This window comes from Paenibacillus methanolicus (assembly GCF_008124765.1).
Taxonomy (GTDB): Bacteria; Bacillota; Bacilli; order Paenibacillales; family Paenibacillaceae; genus Paenibacillus_Z; species Paenibacillus_Z methanolicus.
Window position 1 is genome coordinate 773781 of sequence record NZ_VNHS01000002.1, and the last position, 22785, is coordinate 796565.

Consider the following 22785-nt stretch of genomic DNA (forward strand, 5'->3'; position numbering starts at 1 on the left):
TGTCATAATAGTAGTATCTATCAATCTACCGGGGAGTCGTGGCTACCATATGAGCCTAAATCAAGAGAACGACCATTCTTCATCCTGGATGGAGCCGCGCAGCATGCAGTTCCCGGGTGCCGCGCTGTTCATCGATATCTACGGTTTCACCTCCTTAAGCAAGCAGCTTACCGCGCAGGGAGCAGCCGGCATTGAACAAATCTCTATATTACTGAATACATATTTTGACCGCATGCTCTCGGCCATCGATCGCATGGGCGGCGAGGTCGTGCAGTTCGCCGGCGACGCCCTGCTCGCCGTCTGGACCGTCGACCCGGACGAGCATTCGCTGGAGGAAGCCGTTCTCTCGGCCGCCCGCTGCGGATTGCTTCTGCAGCGTCAGCTGCATGACCGGGAGATGCTGCCGGGGCTCCTGCTCTCGCTTCGGATGAGCATCGGGGCAGGCGATATCGAGAGCGCGCTTGTCGGCGGGCTGGACAATGAATGGGAACTCGCGCTGGCCGGCGAAGCGCTCTCCCAGATTCGCGCCTGCAGCGCCTACGCCCAAGCGGGCCGAGTCCTCCTCTCACCGGAAGCTCGCGCGTTAATTGGGAAGCGCTATCCTTCGGAACTAACCGAAGCCGGAAGCGCCTTCTTCTCCGAGGAGAAGCACGACGAGCTTGAATCCGATACGAAGCAAGACGAAGGCGCCATCCTTCCGGATACCGTCCAAGCCACCCAGGTCGACTGGTCCGCCGAGCTTCGGCTCATTACGGTGCTCTTCGTGAAATTCACGCAGCCCGCGAATCAGCTGGATATCGGGCAGTTGCAGCCCGCGACGATCGCCATCCAGCAGGCGATGAAGCTGCACGGCGGCACGATCCATAAGATCAGTCACGACGATAAGGGCAGCGCCTTCATTGCCGCGCTCGGCCTTCCCGCCCATACCCACGAGAACGACGCGTTCCGCGCCGTCCGGGCCGCGCTCGCGATGCAGGAGCAATTGAAGGAACAGGGCCTCGGCCATCGCATCGGCATTTCGACCGGTCTCGTGTTCTATGGCTCGATCGGCAACGCCGTCAAGCGGGAGTACACGATGCTCGGAGACGCCATGAACTTGGCGGCCCGTCTCATGCAGCACGCGCCGGAACAAGAGATCCGGTGCGACGCCGTGACGCGCGAAGCCGCCGGCGGCGGCGTATGGTTCCGGGAAGAAGCGCCCGTCATGCTGAAGGGGCTGAAGGAACCTCAGCCGTTGTTTACGCCGCTCGGCCTAACGGGCGAAGCCCGGAGCAGCGGACAGACGCTCGTCGGCCGGGAGCCCGAGATCGCCGAGCTGAGACAGCGGCTTGACCTGCTCGCGCAAGGAAGCGGCAGCTATGTTAGCCTCATCGGCGAAGCCGGCATCGGCAAGTCCCATCTGCTCCAGTTCGTCCAGCGCGAGGCGACTGCCCGAGACATGACCGTCCTTCGGGGCGCCGCGGACGCCGCCGAGCAGTTAACCCCGTATTATCCGTGGCGGAGCATTTTTCATGCGTTGCTGCGATTGGACGCGCTTCCCGAAGAGGAAGACGCCAAGCTGCTGGCCGTTCTGGACACGATTCGCCGTTCCGCTCCCGACCTCGAGCATTTGGCCCCCCTGCTGACGCCGGTGCTGCCGTTCGCGATCGCGGACAATGCGTGGACCAAACCGATGACCGGTCAAATCCGAGCGGATAACGCGCACGCATTAATGGTACGTCTCCTCGGCCAATTCGCCGGCGAGAAGCGTGCCGTTATCGTGCTCGACGACGGTCATTGGGCAGATTCCTCGTCCTGGTCGCTGCTGCTGCAAGCCGCTGGCGCGCTGCCTCAGGCGCTGCTTATCGTCGCTTCCCGGCCGGAGAGCGAGCAAGTGGAAGCGGGCGAACAGGCAAGCCTGCAGCTGCCGTCCGCCCTTACGCTGCGTCTAGCGGAGCTGTCGCGGGACGAGTCGCTCGCGCTCATCGCCGACCGGCTCGGCGTCGAGCGGCTTCCGGACGAGGTCGGCGCGTTTATTTTGAGCAAATCGGAAGGCCATCCGTTCTTCAGCGAAGAACTCGCCTACGCGATGCGCGACAGCGGCGTCCTCGAGATCCGCGACGGCCAATGCCGCGTCCTGCGGAATTTGGATGAATTGTCAGACGTGCACTTTCCGACGACCATCCAAGGTATCGTCCGAAGCCGCATCGACCGTCTGCCCCAGGAGGAACAGCTCGTCTTGAAGGTCGCCAGCGTTATCGGCCGCATCTTCACTTATTCGGCGCTGGACGGGACGATGCCCGTCGCCGGCGGCGGCGAGAAGCTGCTGGCCTTGCTGGAGACGCTGACCGAAGCGAACCTTACGCTGCGCGAACCGTCCGATACGGAGCTTACCTACCTGTTCAAGCATGTCATCACGCAAGAGGTCAGCTATAACTTGCTGCTGCATTCCCAGCGCAAGCAGCTGCACGGCACGCTCGCCAGCTGGTACGAATCGCAGTATTCCGACCTGTCGCCGTATTTCGGTCTGCTCGCCTACCACTGGTCGAAGGCGGAGGAAACCGACAAGACCGCCTACTATTTGGAGAGAGTCGGATTGCAGGCCCAACGGACGGGTGCCTATCAGGAAGCGGTTGGCGCGTTCACCGCGCTCGTCGGCGGAGAAGCGTTCGCCGAATCGTCCGCCTCGATGGCGAAGTGGCGCCGCATGCTCGGCGAAGCCTATATGGGCATTGGGGATATGGCCAACGCCTCGGATCAGCTATGCGCCGCTCTTACGCTGTACGGGCGGCCGCCCGCTTCAACGCCGGGCCGCTTCAAGCGGGACATCGCCAGGCAGGCGGCTCGCCAGCTGCTGCATCGCGTTATCCCGGAGCGTCTGGTCGGCCCCTTCTCGCAAAGCCGAAGAGAGCTGCTTCTGGAGCAGTCGCGGTGTTACTGGCGTCTGGCGGAGATCGCGTTCTTCGTGAACAAGCCGGGCGATAATCTGTACCATACGCTGCACGGCCTGAATTTGGCCGAGCGTGCCGGCATCTCGCCGGAATTGGCCCAGATCTCCAGCAACATGTGCGTCACGGCCGGCATTATGTCTTTGCATAAGCTCGCGAAAGCCTATATCAACCAGTCGCTTCGGACGATGAACCAAATCGAGGAACTGTCGGCCGAAGCTTGGGTGCGCATGAACATTTCGCTTTATTTCACCGGCACCGCCCAGTGGAGAGAGTCGATGGACTATTCCGGCCGCGCGATGGACATTTACGAGAAAATGGGCAATCGCCGCTACTGGGAGGCTTGTTCCTATCTGATGGTCAAAGCGCTGGCTTACCACCACGCGGACTTCCCGGCAAGCACGGCGCTCGCGGCGAAAATTTACGAGTCAGGCCGTCTTAGCGGCAACGCGCAGGCCAAATCCTGGGGGCTTCTGGCGCAAGCGGAGAACGCGATCTACAACGACAAGCCGCCGGAAGCGCTGCGCTTGCTGTCCGAAGCGGAGGCGCTCATCCCGATCCATATCGGGTTAACGGAGGAGATCCGCCTGCACAATTTGCTCGCGCTCGTCCATCTACGCGCCGGCGGTCTCGACGAGGCGAAGCGCTATGCCCGCCAAGGATTAACGCTGACCAACCAATCCGCGGCAACGACGTATTATTCGTTCGACGGATACGCCGCGCTCGCGGAGACGCTGATCGACCTGTGGCAGCAAGAGAGCGGCGATCGGAGCGAGAGCCGCTCCGCGATGGACGAGGCGATCGGCATCCTGCGCCGGTTCGCCAAGACGTTCCCGATCGCGCTCCCTCGTCTCCACGCCTGCGAAGGGGCGATCGCTTGGCACGAGGGCGACCGCGATCGCGCGCGCAAACTGTGGAAACGCAGCCTGCAGTATGCCCGCAAGCTCGATATGCCGTACGAAGCGTCGCGAACGGAAGCGATTATGTGGCAACTGGATGGCCGCTCCTCGTAACGAATGCGAGCGACTATGGGATATATGGAACATAAAAAGGCCTGAGCGAGTCGTCCTTGAAGGACGGCCGCTCAGGCCTTCTTGCATTGCGAATCAGAACCGTTACAGAGCGCTTGCATGCACGGCGGCAGCTGACTCCGCCGTGCATGTGCGCATCGCGCCGAACGGATAGGTCGGCAGCGAGAGCCGGCCAGGCCGTGCATCGCCGCTTCCGTACATCCCTGTCCAATCGACGTGGAGTCCATGCACCCATAACGGGAGCAGACGATCGAATTTGCGCTTTGTCAGCCACCGGCTCACGAGCTCGTTGCAATCCTCGTCGTCCGCGGCCAACAGGCGTACCGCCTCGTTGTCCGGGCTAACTTGACCGCAATAGACGCCTTCCTGTCTGGATTTGCCGGATACGAATGCGTCTAGCATAGCGCTTAATTCTCGTAACGAGCCGGCGACGACCGCAAGTCTCGCGTCCAGCGCGTCCCTGCCTGTCTGAAGCGTGAACGCCACGTCGTCGATCCGCTCCTCCGGAAGCGTCGAGACAGCCGATAGCATCTCGGCGGCCCGGATCTTGAGCGCGTCCTCGTCCATCGCCGATAACAAGAACACGCCCGGCTGATCCGGCGTAATGACGCTGGCTCTTGGCTCACGCGGTTTCGGCTCGTAAGCTTCCAGCACGACGTGAGCAAATACTCCGCCGCGCCCGATTGCCGTTACGCCTGCCAGGCGGGGTCCCGCCTGGTCTTGTTCATTCCGATTCGCGAACGCGCGTTCAGCATCGAAGGACTTCGCTGCAGATACTTGCGACGTCTGGGTACGGTCAGCTTCCTGCTGATGCGCCAACCATTGAAGCACGCTCATGACGCTCGCCATACCGGCCGCATGACCAGCATAGCCGGTCGTGCGGATACCATATTGCGACTCCTGCCGACCAACGTCTCCGGTTGTACGACCAATCTCGCCGAATGCTTCTCCCATTAAGTCTTGCAGCGCCTTCTTGCCTACCGAATCGAAATCCGTGCTATCCAGCTCCGCGTAAGCAACCGCAGAAGGAACGATACCGATTTGGTCGTAAGCAGTCGCTAGCAGCTCGGACAACGCGGTCGCGCTTGGCAATGCATAGGATTGCGAACGTCCGCCGTGGCCCGCGACCGAAGCCCGGATCACGCCGACGATCGGATCCCCGTCGCGCTCCGCCGCGCTAAGCTTCTTCAGCAGCAGCATCACGACGCCTTCTTGACCGCCCTGTACGGAGCCGCTTCCGCCTTCGCTTGTCGCGGCAGTCTCCTGAATGCCGATGACGGATTGCGCTACACCGGCGCTAGCGTCGACTCCGCCGACGAGCGCCGTTTCGCACTCGCCTGCGCGAATGGCCTTAACCGCGCGGTCGATGGCGGATAGCGCGCTCGAGCCGGCCGTATCGATCGCGTCGCTTGGACCGCGGAGATCGAGCAGCCAACTGAGCCAATTGGCCACGTTCAGCGTAGGCAAATCGGCATCCAGCTCGTCGCTGAGTGTTAAAGCTAGGCGCCGAGAAGAATCGACAGCCGCGCCTCGGCCCATGCCGACGAAGACGGCCGTTCGGCTGCCCGCAAGCGCGCCCGGCGCGCAGCCGGCAGCCTCGACCGCTTTCCAGCCGTGCATTAACGCCAGCCGATGATGCGGCTCCGCAAGAGCGGCCTGCTCCGGCGTCAAACCGAAGATCCGCGGATCGAACCTTTCCCATGCGGCGGCGTTAACTTCTCCAACCTGAGGCTGAAACCCTCGTTCGTTCGCGTCCGCGACGAACGGCTGCGAGCCGCTCGTGCCAATGATCGCGATCGGTTCTTGCGCGACAGGTTCCGCCGCGTAAGCGCCGCGAGCGGAACCGCGCTCCGATTCTTGCTCCGGCAGCCAGTGCCGGTCCTTCGCCAGCGGATAGACCGGCAGCGGGACGCGCGCGTAGCGCCCGCCGCGGAACAATTCTCCGTAAGACAGCGGGCAGCCTTCCGCATAGAGACGCGCGAGCGTCCGAAGAGATTCGTCGCGAGCTTCGCCGTCTGGCATCGCAACGCATCGGCTCAGACAATCGCGGCCCAACCGGAGCGAGGCTTCATCCTTGGCTCCGCCGCGGACAACCCCATCGAAGACGTGGACATCCCCGCCGCTTCCCCCGGCCAGCCAATGTTCGAGACGATGCAGCAGTTCTCCCGGCGTCCGCGCGGCGCAAGCTAGACGATGTCCGAGATGCTTCCTGCCCGTAAGGAGCGTAAAGCTGATGTCCGCCAATCCAGCCGGCTGCTCCCGGCGAATGTAGCCGGCCAGACGCTCGGCTTGCAGGCGCAGCTGATCCGGCGTTCTCGCCGACAACGCGATCAGCCGGCTCCCGCCGTCCGCTATCGGAGAAGGCCGATAGGGCGCTTCCTCCACCACGAGATGCGCGTTCGTGCCGTTCAGCCCGAAAGCGCTGAGCGCCGCACGGCGCTTCGCTCCCGCCGGGGCCTCCCAAGGGGCCAGAACGGTATTGACGTAGAACGGGCTCTTCCCGAAATCGATATTCGCGTTCCCGTTCTCGAAGTGGAGCGTCGGCGGCATCTGGCGTTTTTGCATGGACAGCAAAAGCTTGATCAAGCCGGCCACGCCGGAAGCGGTTGCCGTATGGCCGGTATTGGACTTCAACGACCCGATGGCGCAAATTCCGGTCGCCGACGTAGATGAGCGGAATACGCGGCTTAGCGCCTCGATCTCGATCGCATCTCCGAGCTGCGTGCCCGTCCCGTGCGCTTCCACAAGCTGAATCGTGGTCGGATCGATGCCGAAATCCTCGTACACGCCGCGAACGAGCCGCTCCTGCGACTTGGCGCTTGGGGCGGTAATGCCGTTCGTTCTGCCGTCCTGGTTCATGCCCGAGCCCCGTATGACGCCGTAAATATGGTCGCCGTCCGCGATCGCGTCCTCCAGCCGTTTCAGCACGACGGCGCCCGCGCCTTCGCCCAGCACGAACCCGTCCGCGCGGTCGTCGAACGCGAAGCAGCGCCCACGCTCGGACAGCAAGCCGGCATTGGAACCGGTCGCATGGAAATCCGGGGTCAGCCGAACCGACACGCCGCCGGCGAGCGCCATCTCCGTCTCGCCCGCCCACAGCCCTTGGCAGGCCAGATGGATCGCCACGAGCGAACTTGAGCACGCGGTATCCACCGCGATCGCCGGCCCTTGCAGGTCAAGAACATAGGCGATGCGCGACGGAATGAGCGAAGGCGACATTCCCCACAGCGCTTGCGACGGGGCGTCCTCTCCATAGAGCAGATGGTACTCGCCGTTCTGGCAGCCGACATAGACGCCGCAGCGTCGGCCTTCTATCGCATCGCCTGCATAGCCCGCATCCTCAAGCGCCTTCCACGCTTCCTCCAGGAAAATGCGCTGCTGCGGATCCATGTAATCCGCCTCTTGGCCCGGAATATTGAAGAATGCGGCGTCGAATTCGTCGATTCGCTCCAGGAAGCCGCCATGCAGCGCGAACGGCTCGCGTTTCGGGAACGCCCGCCTAAGATCCCATCGGGTCGCTTCCTTCACCAAGTCATCGCCCGCCGCCAGAGTCGCCCACAGCTGATGGACGTCTTCCGCCCCGGCGAAACGGCCGCTCATGCCGACAACGGCGATCGGTCCTTTGGCCGGAACTCGAGTTGAAGCAGTGCCTACGTCTTCGCGAGCATCTGTGCTCGCATCGGCTTTCGTGGCCGTTTCGGCAGGAATCTCCGCGTCTATACAACCGTCGGACATTGACTGCCCCTGCGCGGTCCCTGTCAGAGTGCCCGTTGCTTCGTTGAATGTTACCTGCGACTGGTCGGCGCGAACATCGGAAGCCGCTGCCGCGCGCCGGGCAGCCAAGCTCGATTCGGTCGCGTTAGCCTCGTCGCCCAAACTCGATTCCCGGGCAGCTGCCGCCTCCTCGATTCCCCAGCTCTCCGCAGGCATCGGCAGCCTGATGTCGGAGGCATAGCGTTCGACGAGGTGGCCGGCCAATTGATGCACGGAACTATAGTCGAAGATATCCGTGATCGACAGCTTGCAGCCGAGCGCCTGGTTCAGACCTTTGACCAGCTGAATGCCGGTAATTGAATCCAAACCGTAATCGGAGAAGGCGTCGTCATCGTCGATCATGTCATCGGTCAGCTGAAGCGACTGCTCCAGCTGTTCGCGAATCGCCGTCCGAACGTAGGCGCGAACTTCGTCCGGCGTAACTTCGGCCGACCGGGAACGCGTGAAATCAGCGGAAGCTACGGTCGCGCCCGGGCGCTCCTGCAATGCGGATCCCTCTGCATCGACCGACCGTTCTGGCGTCCCGGCAGCTGCGTTCCTGTCAGATGCAGCGACTTGTCCAGCCGCCTGTTTATCCCCGGAAGGCGAGCCCTCCGCCGGCCGCGAAGTGGCAGCCGGCCGCCGAATGAAACCGTCGCTTTCGCTGACGATGATTTGCTGCCCCTTGCCGCCGTCCGCCGCGAACAGCACGGAACGGAAGCCTTCGTCTTCCAGCGCCCGCTTCCATTCGGCCTCGCCTAAGCAAGGCGAGCCCGGAATGCGGATCGCTTCGTCTTCGTACAACCACCACCCGTCCAGCAGCCCGAACGTCACATGGGCGAAAACGGTGTTGGACGTAATTTCGTTCAGCAGCAGCAGCCCGTTCTGTTTCAAGGCCGCCTTGCAATTGCGCAGCGTCCGGCGGATATTGACGGTCGCATGCAGCACGTTGGCCGCGATGACAAGGTCGTACGCGCCGCATTCCAATCCTTGTTCCCCGTACGGGAGCTCGACGTTCATAATGCGGCAGTTCAAGTAGGGATTCTCGCTGCCGTACGCCCGCTTCGCATGCGCCAAGAACGCCTTCGACATATCCGTATAACAATACTCCTGAACGAGATCCCGATAGGGCCGCAGCCTGCGGAACACCTCGGCGCTCGTCCCTCCCGTGCCGGCCCCTACCTCGAGAATGCGTATGCCTAAGCGAGCTGCGGTGCCAGACGTCCGTCGCTCCGCCGCGATCTCTTCCATGTACGCTTCGACCATGTCGCCCAGCACGCCATTATAGTAGTCGGCGGTCCGATTGTGCTTATATATGCCTTCCACGAGTTCCATCGTTCCGCCGGGGAATAGAATCTCCGTCGCCTTGACCCGTCCGGCCAAAATATCGGGCAGCGCGCGCAGCGTCCGTTCGGCAAGACGCGCTTGCGCCGACAAATCCGGATCCGCGAGCCACCCCGCGCTCATCCGATCCCACTGCGCCCACAGCTCCCTAACATCCGGAGGAGCTGCCTCCGCGGCGGCGTAGCCTCCATCCGTCCGGACGAGAATGCCCGCGCGCGTCAAGACGTCCAGACTCTCGCGCATCCACCGCCGGTGAGGCGCCCGCAATGCATTCGACTGCTCCATGAGCGAGCGAGGGTCGCGCCCCCGCCCGAAAAAGCCGGCCGCATGAAGCTGTCCCCATAGCATTCGGTTTAACATCTGTTCCATGAGCTCCATGCATCCTTTCTTGATAAATCCGCAAGCCGCCTGCTAAAGGCGACCCTTCGATTAGAGACCATAACGCTCGCTTAGCGACGCCGCAGCCTCCCGAAGGGTGAGCCGAACGTCTTCCGGCAGCGCGGTCAACGGCGCGCCAACCTCCTCGCTCAATCTGCTGAGCAGCAGCGCCCACGAGACGGGATCGATTCCCTGCTCCGCGAGCGAAGCATCCGCGTCCATGGCCAAGCGATCGACGCCTCTGTCTGCCGCGGCAAGCTCCAAAATCGCTTCTTCCAGTTGCGCGGCGGCGAGGCTGTCCGAGGACAGCGCTCTTGATTGGCTCCGATGGTCAGACTGCGCGTTGTCTCCAGCAATCGCATCCTGGTAGACAGGACCGCTAATCCGCGCGATGCCCGTTCTTCGGCGCAAAGCCTCCATGCGCGACGCTCCCGAAGCCGGGTTGAACGACATTCGCGTTCGCCGGTCGATCAGCTCGAACTCGAAACGCGAATTGCATTTCATGAACGCCGCTTGGACGCAAGGCCCGCTCAACAGCTCCTCCACCGCCCGCATCCCTTCCTCCGGCGTTACGGACGCAAGGCCGGTTTGGGCCAATCGTTCGCGGTAAGCGTCCGAGGCGACGATGCCGACCGTGCCCCAATAACCCCAGTTCATGACTTTCACCGGGCATGGCCGCTCACGGCCGAGCGCGCGGGCGAACATATCCTTGAACAGGCAGCCCGCGACGTAATTGCTTTGCCCCGGCGCGCGCATGAACGAGTTGACCGAAGAGAAGAACAAGACGAAATCGAGCGGATCCCGGCCGAATACTTGCGCCAGCCGCACGCTGACGTCGATCTTGGCGGCTAGGGATGCGCGGAATCTCGCTTCTTCCATCCGCATTAACCCTTGATCCAGCATGACGATGGCCGAATGGACGACGCCATGGATCGCACCGAAGCGCTCGCGGATAATTGCGCTTGCGCCTTCCAGCGCGGCACGGTCTGCCGCGTCGGCGCATACGTAGAACGGCGCCGGTCCGAATCGAGACAGCTCCCGGATCCGGCGGCGGATCGCTTCATCCTCTTCTCTGCGTCCGATCCAAACAATCTGCGCCCGATAGCGGCGGATCATATATTCGGTCCACGCTTCGCCGATTCCGCCTGCCCCGCCAATGACCACGTAGACGCCGCCATGACGATAGGCACTGCCCTCCGGCTGCCCGGACGGAGCTTCCTGCGGAATCAACATTTGCCGATACCACCGACTTCCCCGCCGCGCGAAGCTCCCTTGGGCGCCCGCCAAAGCCGGAATGGCAGCTAGATCGGGGTCCGCGCCGCGCTCGAGATCGAGCGAGACGACTTTCCAGAACGGGTACTCCTTGGCCATGACGCCCGCCAAGCCGTGAACGCCTGCATGATGCGGCGCTGCCTGCTCGTCCGGGCGGACCTGCTGCGACTGCCAGGTCAAGAATGTCCACGCCAGCTCCTTCGTGCCATAGTCGAGCTCCAGCATCGCCTTGACGACTCGGAAGGCGGCGAGCGTCCCTTCCTCCTGGGCTTCGATCAACCGTTCGTCGGAAGCCGTACCGGGTTGTTCCTCCGGTGCCGCCCAGATGACGCGGCCGATCGAACCCAATCCGGCCAGCTTATCGGCTAGCTGCCCGATGGATGCGCGCGGCTCGACGTTCAGCAAGATCGCATCGGCATGCCGACGACGCACCGCCGCTCGGAGCGAGTCGCTCCCGCCGATCATGACGATGCGTCCGGTTGCTTCCGATGCCGCCTCTAACGCGTTTGCTTCCGCCTCCGGGATCGTCTCCCATACGGGAATAAGCGTTAACGCCTCCGTGTCCTGTTCCGCATCCGTATCGGACTTCGCCGAAGCAAGTTCGGGATCTGCCTCAGGTTCCGGCAGAGGCTGCGCGGATAAAGGTTCGGCCTCATACGCTGCGCGAATATCGGCAGCCGAGCGATCCAAAACAGTCGACGCCGCGGATTCTCCGCGCCAGATCGGATACCGCTGTCCGCCGAACGGATACGTCGGCAGGCTCATCCTCCGCGGCCGCGCGCCTTCGTAAAGCAGACCCCAATCGACGGCGAAACCGCGCGCCCACAGCGCCGCAAGCTTGCGGCTGTTCCGGCTGCCAGCCAGCGACCGGACGACGTCGCCAAGCGCCTCCTCGTCCTGGAGCAGCGCGAGCAGCTCTTTGTTCTGCTTCGCTTGGCCGCGGTGAATGTGCTGACGCTCGCCTGCCAAATACCCGCGTAGCAAACCGTCCAACTCGGATACATTGTCGACGACGCAAGCCAACCGCTCCTCCATCGGCTCTCGGCCGACCTGGAGCGTGTATGCGGCGTCCCTTAGATTGGATTCGGTAATCTTGCCTTGACTTATCGCCGCGAGCAAGCGTCCCGCCTGTTCTAGAAGCTGTCCTTCGCTTCTCGCGGACAGCGTAATCACGAACGGACCCGCGAGTAATACCGCCTCGTCGCGTCCGATCTCTTCCGTCGCGTATTCGCTTATCACGACGTGCGCGTTCGCGCCGCCCGCTCCGAACGAAGAGATGCCCGCGATGCGGACGCCTTGCCCTTCGAAGCCCATCCCGACTGCCGCCGGCCGATTCCATGCCGCTAATTCGCGCTGGACCCGGAAAGGCGTCGACGGGAAGTCAATATGCGGATTTAGCGTCGCGCTGTGCAAGGACGGCGCCAGCTGGCCGTGCTTCATTTGGAGCAGCACCTTGGTCAGCCCGGCAATGCCGGCCGCGCTCTCCCCGTGGCCGATATTGGTCTTCACGGAGCCGAGCGCGCAGTACTGCGTCTTGTCCGTATGCTGCCGGAACGCCAGCGTCAGCCCTCTTACCTCGATCGGGTCGCCGAGCGCGGTACCCGTGCCGTGGGCTTCGATGTACGATACCTCGTCCGCCTTCACGCCCGCCGCCTCCAGCGCGCCTTCGATCGCTTTGGCATGCGCCGCCGGATTCGGCACCGTGTACCCGTTCGTCCGTCCGCCGGCATTGATCATGCTTCCCTTGACGACGCCGTACACATGGTCGCCGTCGGCGATTGCGCGCGACAGCGGCTTCAGCAGGACGGCGCCGACGCCTTCGCCGTCGACGAACCCGTCCGCCCCGTCCCCGAACGCCCTGCACTCGGGACCTTCGGAGAGCATCGTGTACTCGGACAGCACGACGAGATGATCCGGCTTGATGATGAGATTCACACCGCCGGCGATCGCGCAATCGCTCGATCCGCCGCGCAGGCTGTCGCACGCCAGATGCAAAGCGGTGAGCGATGACGAGCAAGCCGTATCGACCGCGAGACTCGGGCCTTTCAGATCGAAGGCGTACGAGACCCGGTTCGCGACGGAATAGTTGCGGCTTCCGCGCCCGGAGGCGCCATGCGTGACGCCGACGAATACGCCTACTTTGCCGCTGGTCCCCATGGACGATGGGGCATAACCGGCATCCTCCAGGCATTCATATGCCACTTCAAGGAACGCCCGCTCATGCGGATCCATCTCGGCCGCTTCCGCCGGGGAAATCTGGAACAGCAGCGAATCGAACCGTTCCAGGCCGTCGATGAAGCCGGCCCATTTCGTATAGGCGACGCCCTTCCGCCCTTTGCCCGGCGCGTAATGCGCCCGCCAATCCCAACGGTCCGCGGGGACCTCGGATATCGCGCTGCGTCCTTCCCTTAGCAGCGACCAGAATTCGTCCGCGTTCGCGGCGCCCGGATACCGCCCGGCCAAGCCGACGATCGCGATTTCGTCTTCGAAAGCGAAGGGCCTAGAGGCGCGCGCCGCAGGCTTGGCTCCTGCAGGCAGGAAGCGGATCATGCCTGCAGCGCCGCTTGTTTCCGCAGCCGCGTTAACAGAGGAAGCCGCTGCCTGAACGGCCGGAGCCGTCGTTACGGCCGCCAGCCCGAAGAACGTCCGCAGCGTCTCGGCTCTTGTCTCAACGAAATGCCCGGTTAGCTCGTTGATCGTCCGATGCTCGAACAGCAGCGTTTTGCCGACGTGGCCGAACGCTTTCTCCAATTTGTTGCTCACTTGCACGATCAGAATCGAATCGATGCCGTACCGTTCCATCGGCTCGGCCGGATCGATCTTGCCGGCAGGCAGGCGGACCGCTTCGGCGATAATTTGCACGATATAGGCGCAGCAGCGCTCCTTCAGCTGCCGGTCCATGACCGCGTCTGCCCGCACGGGCGTCGACGGAGCCGCGATAGCTTGAACGGCGGTTATTGCCGGCGCGGCTGCAGGCTCGGACCTTGGAACCGATCGTTCGACCGTATTCGAGTCTCCGATCACGCCGTCGCTCTCCGCCCAAATAATCTGCTGGCCGCCCCGTTCGTTCGCGGCATAGCGGACGGTCCGATATCCTTCGTCTTCGAGCGCGTTCGTCCATTGCGCGACCGACAAGCAAGGCGAACCCGGGAGGCGGACATGCTCCTCCTCGTACAACCACCAGCCGTCCAATAAGCCGAACGTGACGTGCGCGAATACCGATTTCTCCGTCAGCTCGTTCAGAACGAGCAGTCCGCCCGGCTTGAGCGCGCTCTTGCTGTTGCGCAGCGTCCGTCGAACGTTGCGCGTCGCGTGCAGGACGTTCGTCGCGAGGACGAGATCGTATCCCCCGCAGTCCAGCGCTTGTTCCTCGAACCGCTGTTCCGCGTTCAAGATCCGATACGTCAGATATGGATTCGCGGCGCCGTATTCCCGCTCGGCATGAATCAAGAACGCCCGAGACAAGTCCGTGTAGCAATACTCTTCCACCCGTGTCCCGTAACGCTGCAGCCGGCGAAGCACCTCGGCGCTCGTGCCGCCGGTGCCTGCTCCTACCTCCAATATCCGAACGGGCGGCATGCCGGTCTCGGCGCTGCGTTGCACATATGCTTCCACCAAATCCGCCACGACCGCGTTATAGTAATCGGCCGTCGAATTATGCTTGTAGATGCCTTCGACCAGCTCCATCGATCCGCCCGGGAACAAAATTTCCGTCGGCTTGACCGCCCCGGCCAAAATGTCCGGCAGCGCCAGCAGCGCCGCCTCGGCTAGTCTAACGCGCGCCGCCAAATCCGGATCGGCCAGCCAGCGCGGCTTGCGAACTCGCCACTGTTCCCACAGCGCGGCCGTATCCGGACGGTCCTGCCGAGCAGACACATACGAGTCGACGGCGGGAATGAGGAAGCCAGCACGCGCCAGCACCGCCAGGCTCTCCCGCATCCATCGGTCGAAAGGCGCCCGCAGCGCGGCCGTTTTCTCCATCAACCTCGCAGACGTCAGCCCCGGCTCGAAAAATCCGGCCGCATGCAGCTGTCCCCACAGCAGCCCGGCAAAGGTCTGCTCCGTATCGTCGAGCGTCGCCAAACTGGCTTCGTCCCACGGGACGGTGCGTTCAGGCTTCGCGAGAAGCGCTTCGCCGACTAACATCGCCGGGGTTAGCGCGGCAATCGGACCTTGCGCTCGATCCGCAAGCGAATCCGGATTGCCTGTCGCAATTTGCGCGTTATGACGAGCGGCTGCGTTTGAGTGGATGGCTTCCTCGCTCCTCTTTTCCATGCCGGAACGACGGCCGTCGGCCGCTTTCATGAACACCAGCTCCCTTACGTACACGAGCACGCGGCCCCGCTCGTCGCACAACGCGACGTCGAACCGGTCGACCGCGCCTTCCGCGAGCCGAACATGCGCCCACGCCACTTCCGCCGTGCCCCCGCTTACCTCAATTGCCGCCGCAGTGAACGGCAGGAACGGGTGCGGCTCCTTGTCCAGCTTCTCGACCATCAGACCGACGCACGCTTGGATGGCGGCGTCCATCATGCCAGGATGAAGCGTGAACCCCTCTTCCACGCCGGGTACGGTCTCTTGACGCAGCGTAAGCTTGGCGATCGCTTCCTTGTCGCCTACATAGAGCATGTCAATCCCGCGGAAAGCCGGTCCGTATTGCAAAGCAGAGGCGTCGAAAAGCTTATAGCAGTCCTCTGCGCTCATCGTCCGGCCGGAAGCGCGGCGCAACCTCTCGTGCACGTCGATTGCGTCCGGCCGAGGAAGGCGGTCAGGCTCTCCGACGATAGCGATCGCCTGCGCATGGAGCAGCTCTTCTCCCTCCGCGGCGATGCTGAACATCTCGCATGCGATAGATCCCGCTTCGCCGGGCTGCAGCCGGATGTGAAGCGCGCGCGGACTGCCGTCGACGTAGAACGGGCGAACCCATACCGCGTCCTCGATGCGCGCCGTACGCGATTGCGAAGCCAGCGCCGCCGCCGCGCGCGCCATCTCCAGATAGGCGACGCCCGGCAGCAACTTCCGGCCGTCCACGCGATGGTCGCAAAGATAAAATTCGCTACCGTCGAACGTGGCGCTGTAGCGCTGTTCCGCCAACGTTGACGTATTCCGGTGAACGAGCGGATGAAGCGCGCCATTCAGACCGCCGGCTGTGTAGCCGTTCGCCCGCGGTTCGACCCAGCAGCGCTCCCGCGCGAACGGATACGTCGGCAGCGGAACGCGGTTCAGACGACGGCCCGCTTCGTATAGCTTGGCCCAGTCCGCTTCCATGCCGCGGACCCACGATGCGGCGAGAAGCTCCAATCTGGCCGCCTCGTACATGGTTCGCTCGTTATCCGGCTTCGGCTGCGCGCTTCGACGCGCGCTCCCTCGGAAGATGCCGTCGTCCGACTTTCCTTCCAGATATGCGGCTAGCCGCCGCGTAAGCTCCGATACGGAACCGGCGACGATCGCGAGCCGCTCTTCCATCGCTTCGCGCCCCGTCTGCAGCGTATAGGCGGCATCGGACAGCCGGTCTCCCGACAGGCCGCCCAGCGCGGACAACAGCCGCTCCGCCTGTTCGCGCAGCCGGTCTTCTTCCTTGGCCGAGAGCACGAACAGTCCTGGCCGAGCGGGGCTAATACAAGCCGCGTCTGTTGTTTCCGGGGGACGCCGCGGCACATATTCCTCCAGCACGAGGTGCGCGTTCGCCCCGCCGAAGCCAAAGCTGCTAATGCCGGCGCGGCGAGGGATAGGCTGACCGACGCGATCCGTCAACGCAGCCCACTCCTCCGTCTGCCGGACGATGTAGAACGGACTGCCGTCCAGCTGAATATACGGGTTGATCGTATCGCAATGCAGGCTCTTGACCCGCTTCTTGTGCTTCATCTGCAATAGCACCTTGACGACGCCCGCGACGCCGGCGGCCAGCTCCAGGTGGCCGACGTTGCTCTTCACCGAGCCCAAACCGCATGTCGGGCTTGCGACCGACGCGCCGCTATGCTGCGCATACAACTCCCGGAACGCCGATTTCAGCCCGTTGATCTCGATCGGATCGCCCAGCTCGGTCCCGGTGCCGTGCGTCTCGATATAGGTCACCGTGCGCGGGTCGATGCCCGATTGCGCGTAAGCGGTCACGAGCAGATCCGCCTGAGCTCTCGGATTCGGCGCGGTCAGCGAGCTGGCGCGTCCGCCGTGGTTGACGGCGGCGCCCCGGATAACCGCGTACACATGGTCGCCGTCTCGCTCCGCCGCGCTCAGCTTCTTCAGAACGAGCATCGCCGCCCCTTCGCTGCGCACGTAGCCGTCTGCCTTGGCCGAGAACGTCTTGCATCGGCCGTCCGGGCTCAGCATGCCCGCCTTGACGAAGCTCTCGTAGTAGTCCGGAGAGATCAGCGTATTCACGCCGCCGGCAAGCGCCAGGTCGCTAGCTCCGCTCTGGATCGCTTGCACCGCGCGGTAGATCGCCACCAGCGAGCTTGAGCAAGCGGTCTCGACCGGCTCGCTCGGGCCGTGGATGTTCAAGAAATAGCTCAGCCGGTTCGGACCGACCGACGCCATCGTGCCGGACGCGTAGTGGCCGTCGATCGGATGATCCGACTTCGCGATTAGCTCGTTGTAACCGTTGCTCATCATGCCGGCGAATACCGCCGTATTGCCGCCGGAGAGCGAGCGGGGATTGCAGCCCGCATCCTCGAGCGCCTTCCACGCCTGCATCAGCAGCATCCGCTGCTGCGGGTCCATCAGCTCCGCCTCCTTCGGCGAGATGCCGAAGAACAGCGGGTCGAACAGGTCGATGTCTTCGACGAAGCCTCCCCATCGCACCGCGCTCCCGCTTGTTTTCGCCGGATCGCCGCTCTTACGGAACCACGCTTCCCGATCGCGCGGCAGCTCGCCGATGCAATCCTTCCCTTCCAGCAAATTGCGCCAAAATTCATCGACGTCGCGCGCCATCGGAAAGACGCCGCTCATGCCGACGATGGCGACAAGCTCCTCTTCCGGGTTTGTCCGCGTCATCCCCGATTCCATCACGGCAGCGTCCGGTTCCGCGCGGAGCAACGCGCTCTCGCCCGACCGGAAACTCGCCTGCCGCTCGCCGGCCGATGTCGCGGAGCATGCTTCCGAATCAAGCCGCGTCGAAGCCGCCGCTTGACGCCCGGTATCCTCCGACAGTCGACGAGATAACGACTCCCCGCCCTGATCCGCTAGATAAGACGCGAGTCGGCCCAGCGTCGAGTAAGTAAAGAAATCGGCAGGCGTCAACCCGAACGCATAGATGCCGTTTAATTGCCTGGATAGCTGCAAATACAAAATAGAATCGAATCCGTACTCTCCCAGTTCCGTGTCGCCGTCCAGCATCGACCGATCGGCGTTCAGCAGCTCGGCAGCCGTGTCGAGCAAGAGATTCAGCACTCGCGTCTCCAGCGTTCCTTCCCGTTCCGACGCGAAGGACGTTGCGACTTTCGGCGCTTCCTCGTTGCCGGCCTGTCCGCCTTTATGGCCAGCCTGTTCGTCCCCTCGGACAGCCTTCTCGTGCTTATTACCAGCCAGTTCGTACTCGCGAGCATGCTGCGCCGCCCGAACCGCCTTCGGCAGCCAGTATCGCTCCCGCGCGAACGGATAAGCCGGCGGCCGCACGCCGCGCCAGGCGGTGCCTTCATAGAGCGGCTCCAGCAGCGCGCGAACTTCGCAGCCGGCTTCGTACAAGCCGGCCAACCTGCCGATGCCCCTCAGGTAACCATCCGTCCCTGCGGCGCCTGTCGCCAGCTTCGCCGCTAGATCGCGTCCTTCTTGCTCCAGCTCCGTCGTCCCGTCTTTCGGCTCGAGGGCCGACAGCCCGTAAGCCGCATCCGTGCCGGCATCGTGCTCCAGCCGGCGGCGAAGCTCCTCGAGATCGGCCGCGACGTATGCCTTGCGCGCTTGAAAATGCTCCCGTCCCATCGCCAGCGCCGCGCCGACCTGCTCCGGCGACCATCGCCCGGCTTCGCGCCCCAGCCAGCCGCCAAGGTCGCGGATCCGGCGCGCCAACGCCTCCGGCGTTTTGGCCGATAACGCGAACAGATAGGCTGGCCGACTAAGGCCCGTCAGCCCGGATGCCTCCGGCTCCGGCTGCTCCCGCAGCACGACATGCGCGTTCGTGCCGCCAGAGCCGAAGCTGCTGACGCCTGCGTAACGCAGCCGCCTGCCAGCCGGAAGCCGCCACTCCCGCACGCGATCCACGACGTAGAACGGACCGCCCTCCAAGTCGATCTCCCGATTTAACGCATTGAAATGCACGTTCGCGGGCAGCGTGCGGTTGCGGATCGCCAGCACCGCCTTGAGCAGGCCGGCCATACCCGCCGCCGCTTCCAAGTGGCCGATATTCGTCTTAATCGATCCGATGCCGCAATAAGCCTCCGCGACCGGCTCCGTCGTCTCGTCCGCGAACGCTTCGGTCAGTCCGCTCACTTCGATCGGATCGCCGAGCGGCGTTCCCGTCCCGTGCGCCTCCACGTAGCCGATCATCTCCGGCGATGCCCCGGCATCGAGCAGCGCGTCCTTGACCAGGGCCGCCTGCTGCGACGGATTCGGCACCGTCAGGCCGCTCGCATGACCGCCGTGGTTCACCGCCGTCCCTTCGAGAACGGCCAGAATCGAATCGCCGTCCGCTACCGCGCTTTCAAGCGGCTTGAGCAGCAGCATCGCGGCGCCTTCCCCGCGCGCGTAGCCGTCCGCGCCTTGGTCGAACGTGCGGCAGGCGCCTTCCTTGGAGAGCATGCCGGCCTTGTAATAGGAGACGGTATTCGACGCGTCGCACATGAGATGGACCGCCCCGACCAGCGCTTGGTCGCAATCGCCGCGCCGTATGGCGCGAACCGCCTCGTGGACGGCAACGAGCGAGCTCGAGCACGCGGTATCGATCAAGAGGCTTGGACCAAGCAGATCGTAATAGTACGAGATGCGGTTCGGAAGCATCGACATGGAGCTGCCCAGGCCGAAGCGGGCGTCCACTTCATCCGCCGACCGGCCGAGCAGCAAATGATAGTCCGAACCGCTGGCGCCGATATAGACGCCGGTGCGAGAGCCGGATAGCGCGCTCGGCGGATACCCCGCATGCTCGAGGCATTCCCAGCTCAGCTCCATCAGCATCCGCTGCTGCGGGTCCGTCCACTCCGCCGTGCTCGCCGGCATGCGGAAGAACGCCGGATCGAACTCGTCGATCCGGTCCAGGTAACCGCCGCGGTCGATGCCCTTGTTCTCGCCCGAAGGGTCGATCGACGACGGCCATTGCCACCGGTCCGACATCCCGGATATCGCGTCGCGTCCTTCGAGCAGCAGCTCCCATAGCGACTCCAAGTCGCGAACGCCGCCGGGCAGCCGGCAAGCTGCCCCGACGAGCGCGATGCCGCCTGCATCGCGTGCCGCAATATCATCCGAACGGGGAGCGTGAGATCGTCCGGTCGCCGCAGACATAGCCGCACCTTCGGACACGTCGCCGGCAAGGGGACTTCTTCCCGCTGCGGAGGCCTCGTTATTGACTGCGCTATCGCCGTTCCCGAAAGTTTCGGACGTCGCATGTTCCGAGCTCCCGCCGTTCACGGAAGCTTCGAACGCGGCCGAACTTCTTTGGGCAAGCCGCTCTTCCAGCCCCCCTTCACCCCGGTTCACCTCCGCCCAGTCCTCCTGCACGGCGGCGTGCTCGCTCAGATACTGCGCCATTTTATCGACCGTGCCGTACTTGAAGAAGAACGTCGTGCCGACCGCCACGCCGTACTTGGCGTTGATATGCTCGCTTAGTTCCAGCAGATCGGCCGAATCCAACCCCATGTCCATGAGCGGGACATTCGGCTCGCAGCCATCGGGGTCGCTTAACATCAGCTTGATCGTCGCCTCCAGAAACCGGCGGTAGGGCTGCGCGTCTCTCGCCTTCGCCGCCTGACCGTCAGCCGTCGCAGCCGACTGTTCCGCGATCGCCGCCTGCGCGCGCTCATACCGGCGCCGCGCGCGAAGATCGTAGCGCACCAGCACGCCGTTCCCTTCGTTCGCCGCGTCATGCGGCCGGTAGCCGGTCACGATTCCCGCGATTCGGGCGCCGTGCATCTCGTGAAACCGGAGCGTGGCGTCCTTCGGCAGTCCGAGCTGGTTGCGCGACTGTACATACTGCGAGTAGGCAAGCTCCGTTTGCTTGGCATAATCCCTGCACCGGGATACGCCGGCGGCTTCGCCGACTCCTCCCGTAACCGAAGCCAGCTGCAGCGCGAATTCGAGCAACTGGTCGCCGATGCCTTCGTTCTGCGCCTCTGGCAGCACTTGAATGCCGAGCAGCTGCACGACGCTTCCGCCAGGCTGATGCAGCGACTCTACGTCGTCGATGCAGGCGCGAAGCAGCAGGTCCGCGCTCGCGATCCGCTGGCTGTAGATCGATCCGACGATCCGCCCTTCTTTCACGACGACCAGCTGTCCCTTCGGATAGCGGGCGATTCTGGCGGCCAGCGTCTCTTTGGAGGCGCGAATGGACGCATCCCAGCATTGCCGCTCCAGCGCTTCGAGCGCGTCCAGATCCGCCGGCGATGCCGTACGGACGATATATCCGCGCGGCTCGAAGCGATTCAGCGTAATGCGCGCGTAGTTCAGCGTCTTCGGATATTTGCGCCCGTATTTCTCGTGCGGGAACAAACCCGCGGCCGCGGCGGCCAACAGGAATTGATCCGCCTCGACGAGCAGCTGTTGCGAGAACCGGTGGAACGCGTCGAAATGAAAACTTTCGCTTTTGCCGATTTGCCCTCGCAGCGCGGAGGGCTTTAAACTATGGACTTCCAACACAAGGAGACCGTGCTCCGAGACGACGTTCGACCATTTGCGCAGATGCTCGGTCAAGCTTTGGAACGCCTCCCCCGCAGGGAGTTCACGCCCGTCCGCCGCGACGAATATCCCTTCGTCCACGCCGTGCGAGACCGCTTCGTCCCCCGCGACAGGAGGCAAATAGATCCGGTCATGATCGAGGAATGAGCGCACGTGGAGAATTCGCTCCGGCTTGTCGATGCCGAGCGCCGCCAAATCCTCCATTAGCTTCGACGGATTGCCGATATCCCCGGTCAGCGTCAGCGGGTTCAGTCCTCTCAGCGTTTCCCTCGTCGCTTCCAGCGCCTTCTCGTTGTAGTCGATGCCGATCAGCCGCAGCGGATGGCGGTCCAGGTGCCGGCCCCGCAGCGACTTGGCGCAGATCATCTCGTAGAGCCGGTACAGCAGCGTGCCGTCGCCGCACCCCATATCCGCGATATAATCCGGCTGTTCGGCGAGCGGCTCCCGGTCGAAGATCGCCAGGACGGCCGCTTCCAGGTCCGCGAAGTATTTCTCGTGCTGAAAGCCGCTGCCGGTGACGTTCAGCGTCCGGTCGATGTGCGCCTCGTGCCCGTCGTCGCCGCGCCGGAATACCGCCTCGCAATCGCCGAAGATGACCTGATTCATTTGCCGCAGCATCGGTTTATACGAATAGAGGATTGCCGTGTTATACATGCGGTCGATCAAAAAACGTCCCAGCTCGGTCAGCTCGTCGACATGCGGTTTGCGCTCTAGCCATCCCTTAGCAATAAGCAAACCCGCAACCTCGTCTCGGACGCGGCCGGACAGCCCCGTCAGCAGCGCGTCCGGGTCGGAAGCGCGCCGGCTGTCCAGATCGGCCCGGCCCTTCAGCTGCGTGATCAGCGGAACGAACAGCATGCCGTCCAGAAATTCTCCGAGCAGCGGGTCGTCGATTCCCCAACCCGACGCCGCGCGCGATACCCAGTCCGCCAACGTCAGCGAAGGGTCTTCGCCTTCGATGTAGGCATGCATCGGGAAATCGAGCAGCTCGGCCATATCCCCTGGTATAAGCCGCTGCCGCTCCAGGTCTTCCGTGCCTACGTAACGGTCTTGATCGTCACGTTCCGCCCAGCCGAGCGACTCCAGCATCGCGAGGGCCGTCCGCAGATGACCGCCGTTCGCGCCGAGCCGCTCCGCCAGCGAAGCGAACGTAACCGGATGCCCGGCGCCCAGCAGCTCGAATAAGCCGTGCCGCCTGCATGCCAAAAGGACCGGGACGGCGATCAAGCCGTTCGCGTAGTTGTGCAAAATACTTAACAATC

3 protein-coding genes and 2 pseudogenes are annotated in these 22785 nt (G+C 63.6%); 1 reads left to right on the forward strand and 4 read right to left on the reverse strand.

The window, feature by feature from the left end; genetic code table 11:
• Positions 1 to 49 precede the first annotated feature (49 nt).
• A complete protein-coding gene (locus BCM02_RS08415) occupies positions 50 to 3940 on the forward strand; it encodes a BREX system ATP-binding domain-containing protein (protein WP_187434079.1) in 3891 nt (1296 codons plus the stop codon).
• 102 nt (positions 3941 to 4042) lie between these two features.
• Here BCM02_RS08415 and BCM02_RS08420 read toward each other — a convergent pair whose 3' ends face one another.
• From BCM02_RS08420 to BCM02_RS36570, 4 genes and pseudogenes are all read right to left on the reverse strand, one after another.
• Positions 4043 to 9424, reverse strand: a complete 5382-nt coding sequence (locus tag BCM02_RS08420) for a beta-ketoacyl synthase N-terminal-like domain-containing protein (protein WP_187434080.1) — start codon at positions 9422 to 9424, stop codon at positions 4043 to 4045.
• A gap of 60 nt (positions 9425 to 9484) precedes the next feature.
• Positions 9485 to 16024, reverse strand: a complete 6540-nt coding sequence (locus tag BCM02_RS36560; RefSeq protein ID WP_425466160.1) for an SDR family NAD(P)-dependent oxidoreductase — start codon at positions 16022 to 16024, stop codon at positions 9485 to 9487.
• Positions 16025 to 16057: 33 nt separating this feature from the next.
• Positions 16058 to 17713 (reverse strand): annotated as a pseudogene (locus BCM02_RS36565) (type I polyketide synthase); the annotation flags it as partial.
• Between the two features lie 186 nt (positions 17714 to 17899).
• Positions 17900 to 22783: pseudogene (locus BCM02_RS36570) on the reverse strand (AprA-related methyltransferase); the annotation flags it as partial.
• Positions 22784 to 22785 lie beyond the last annotated feature (2 nt).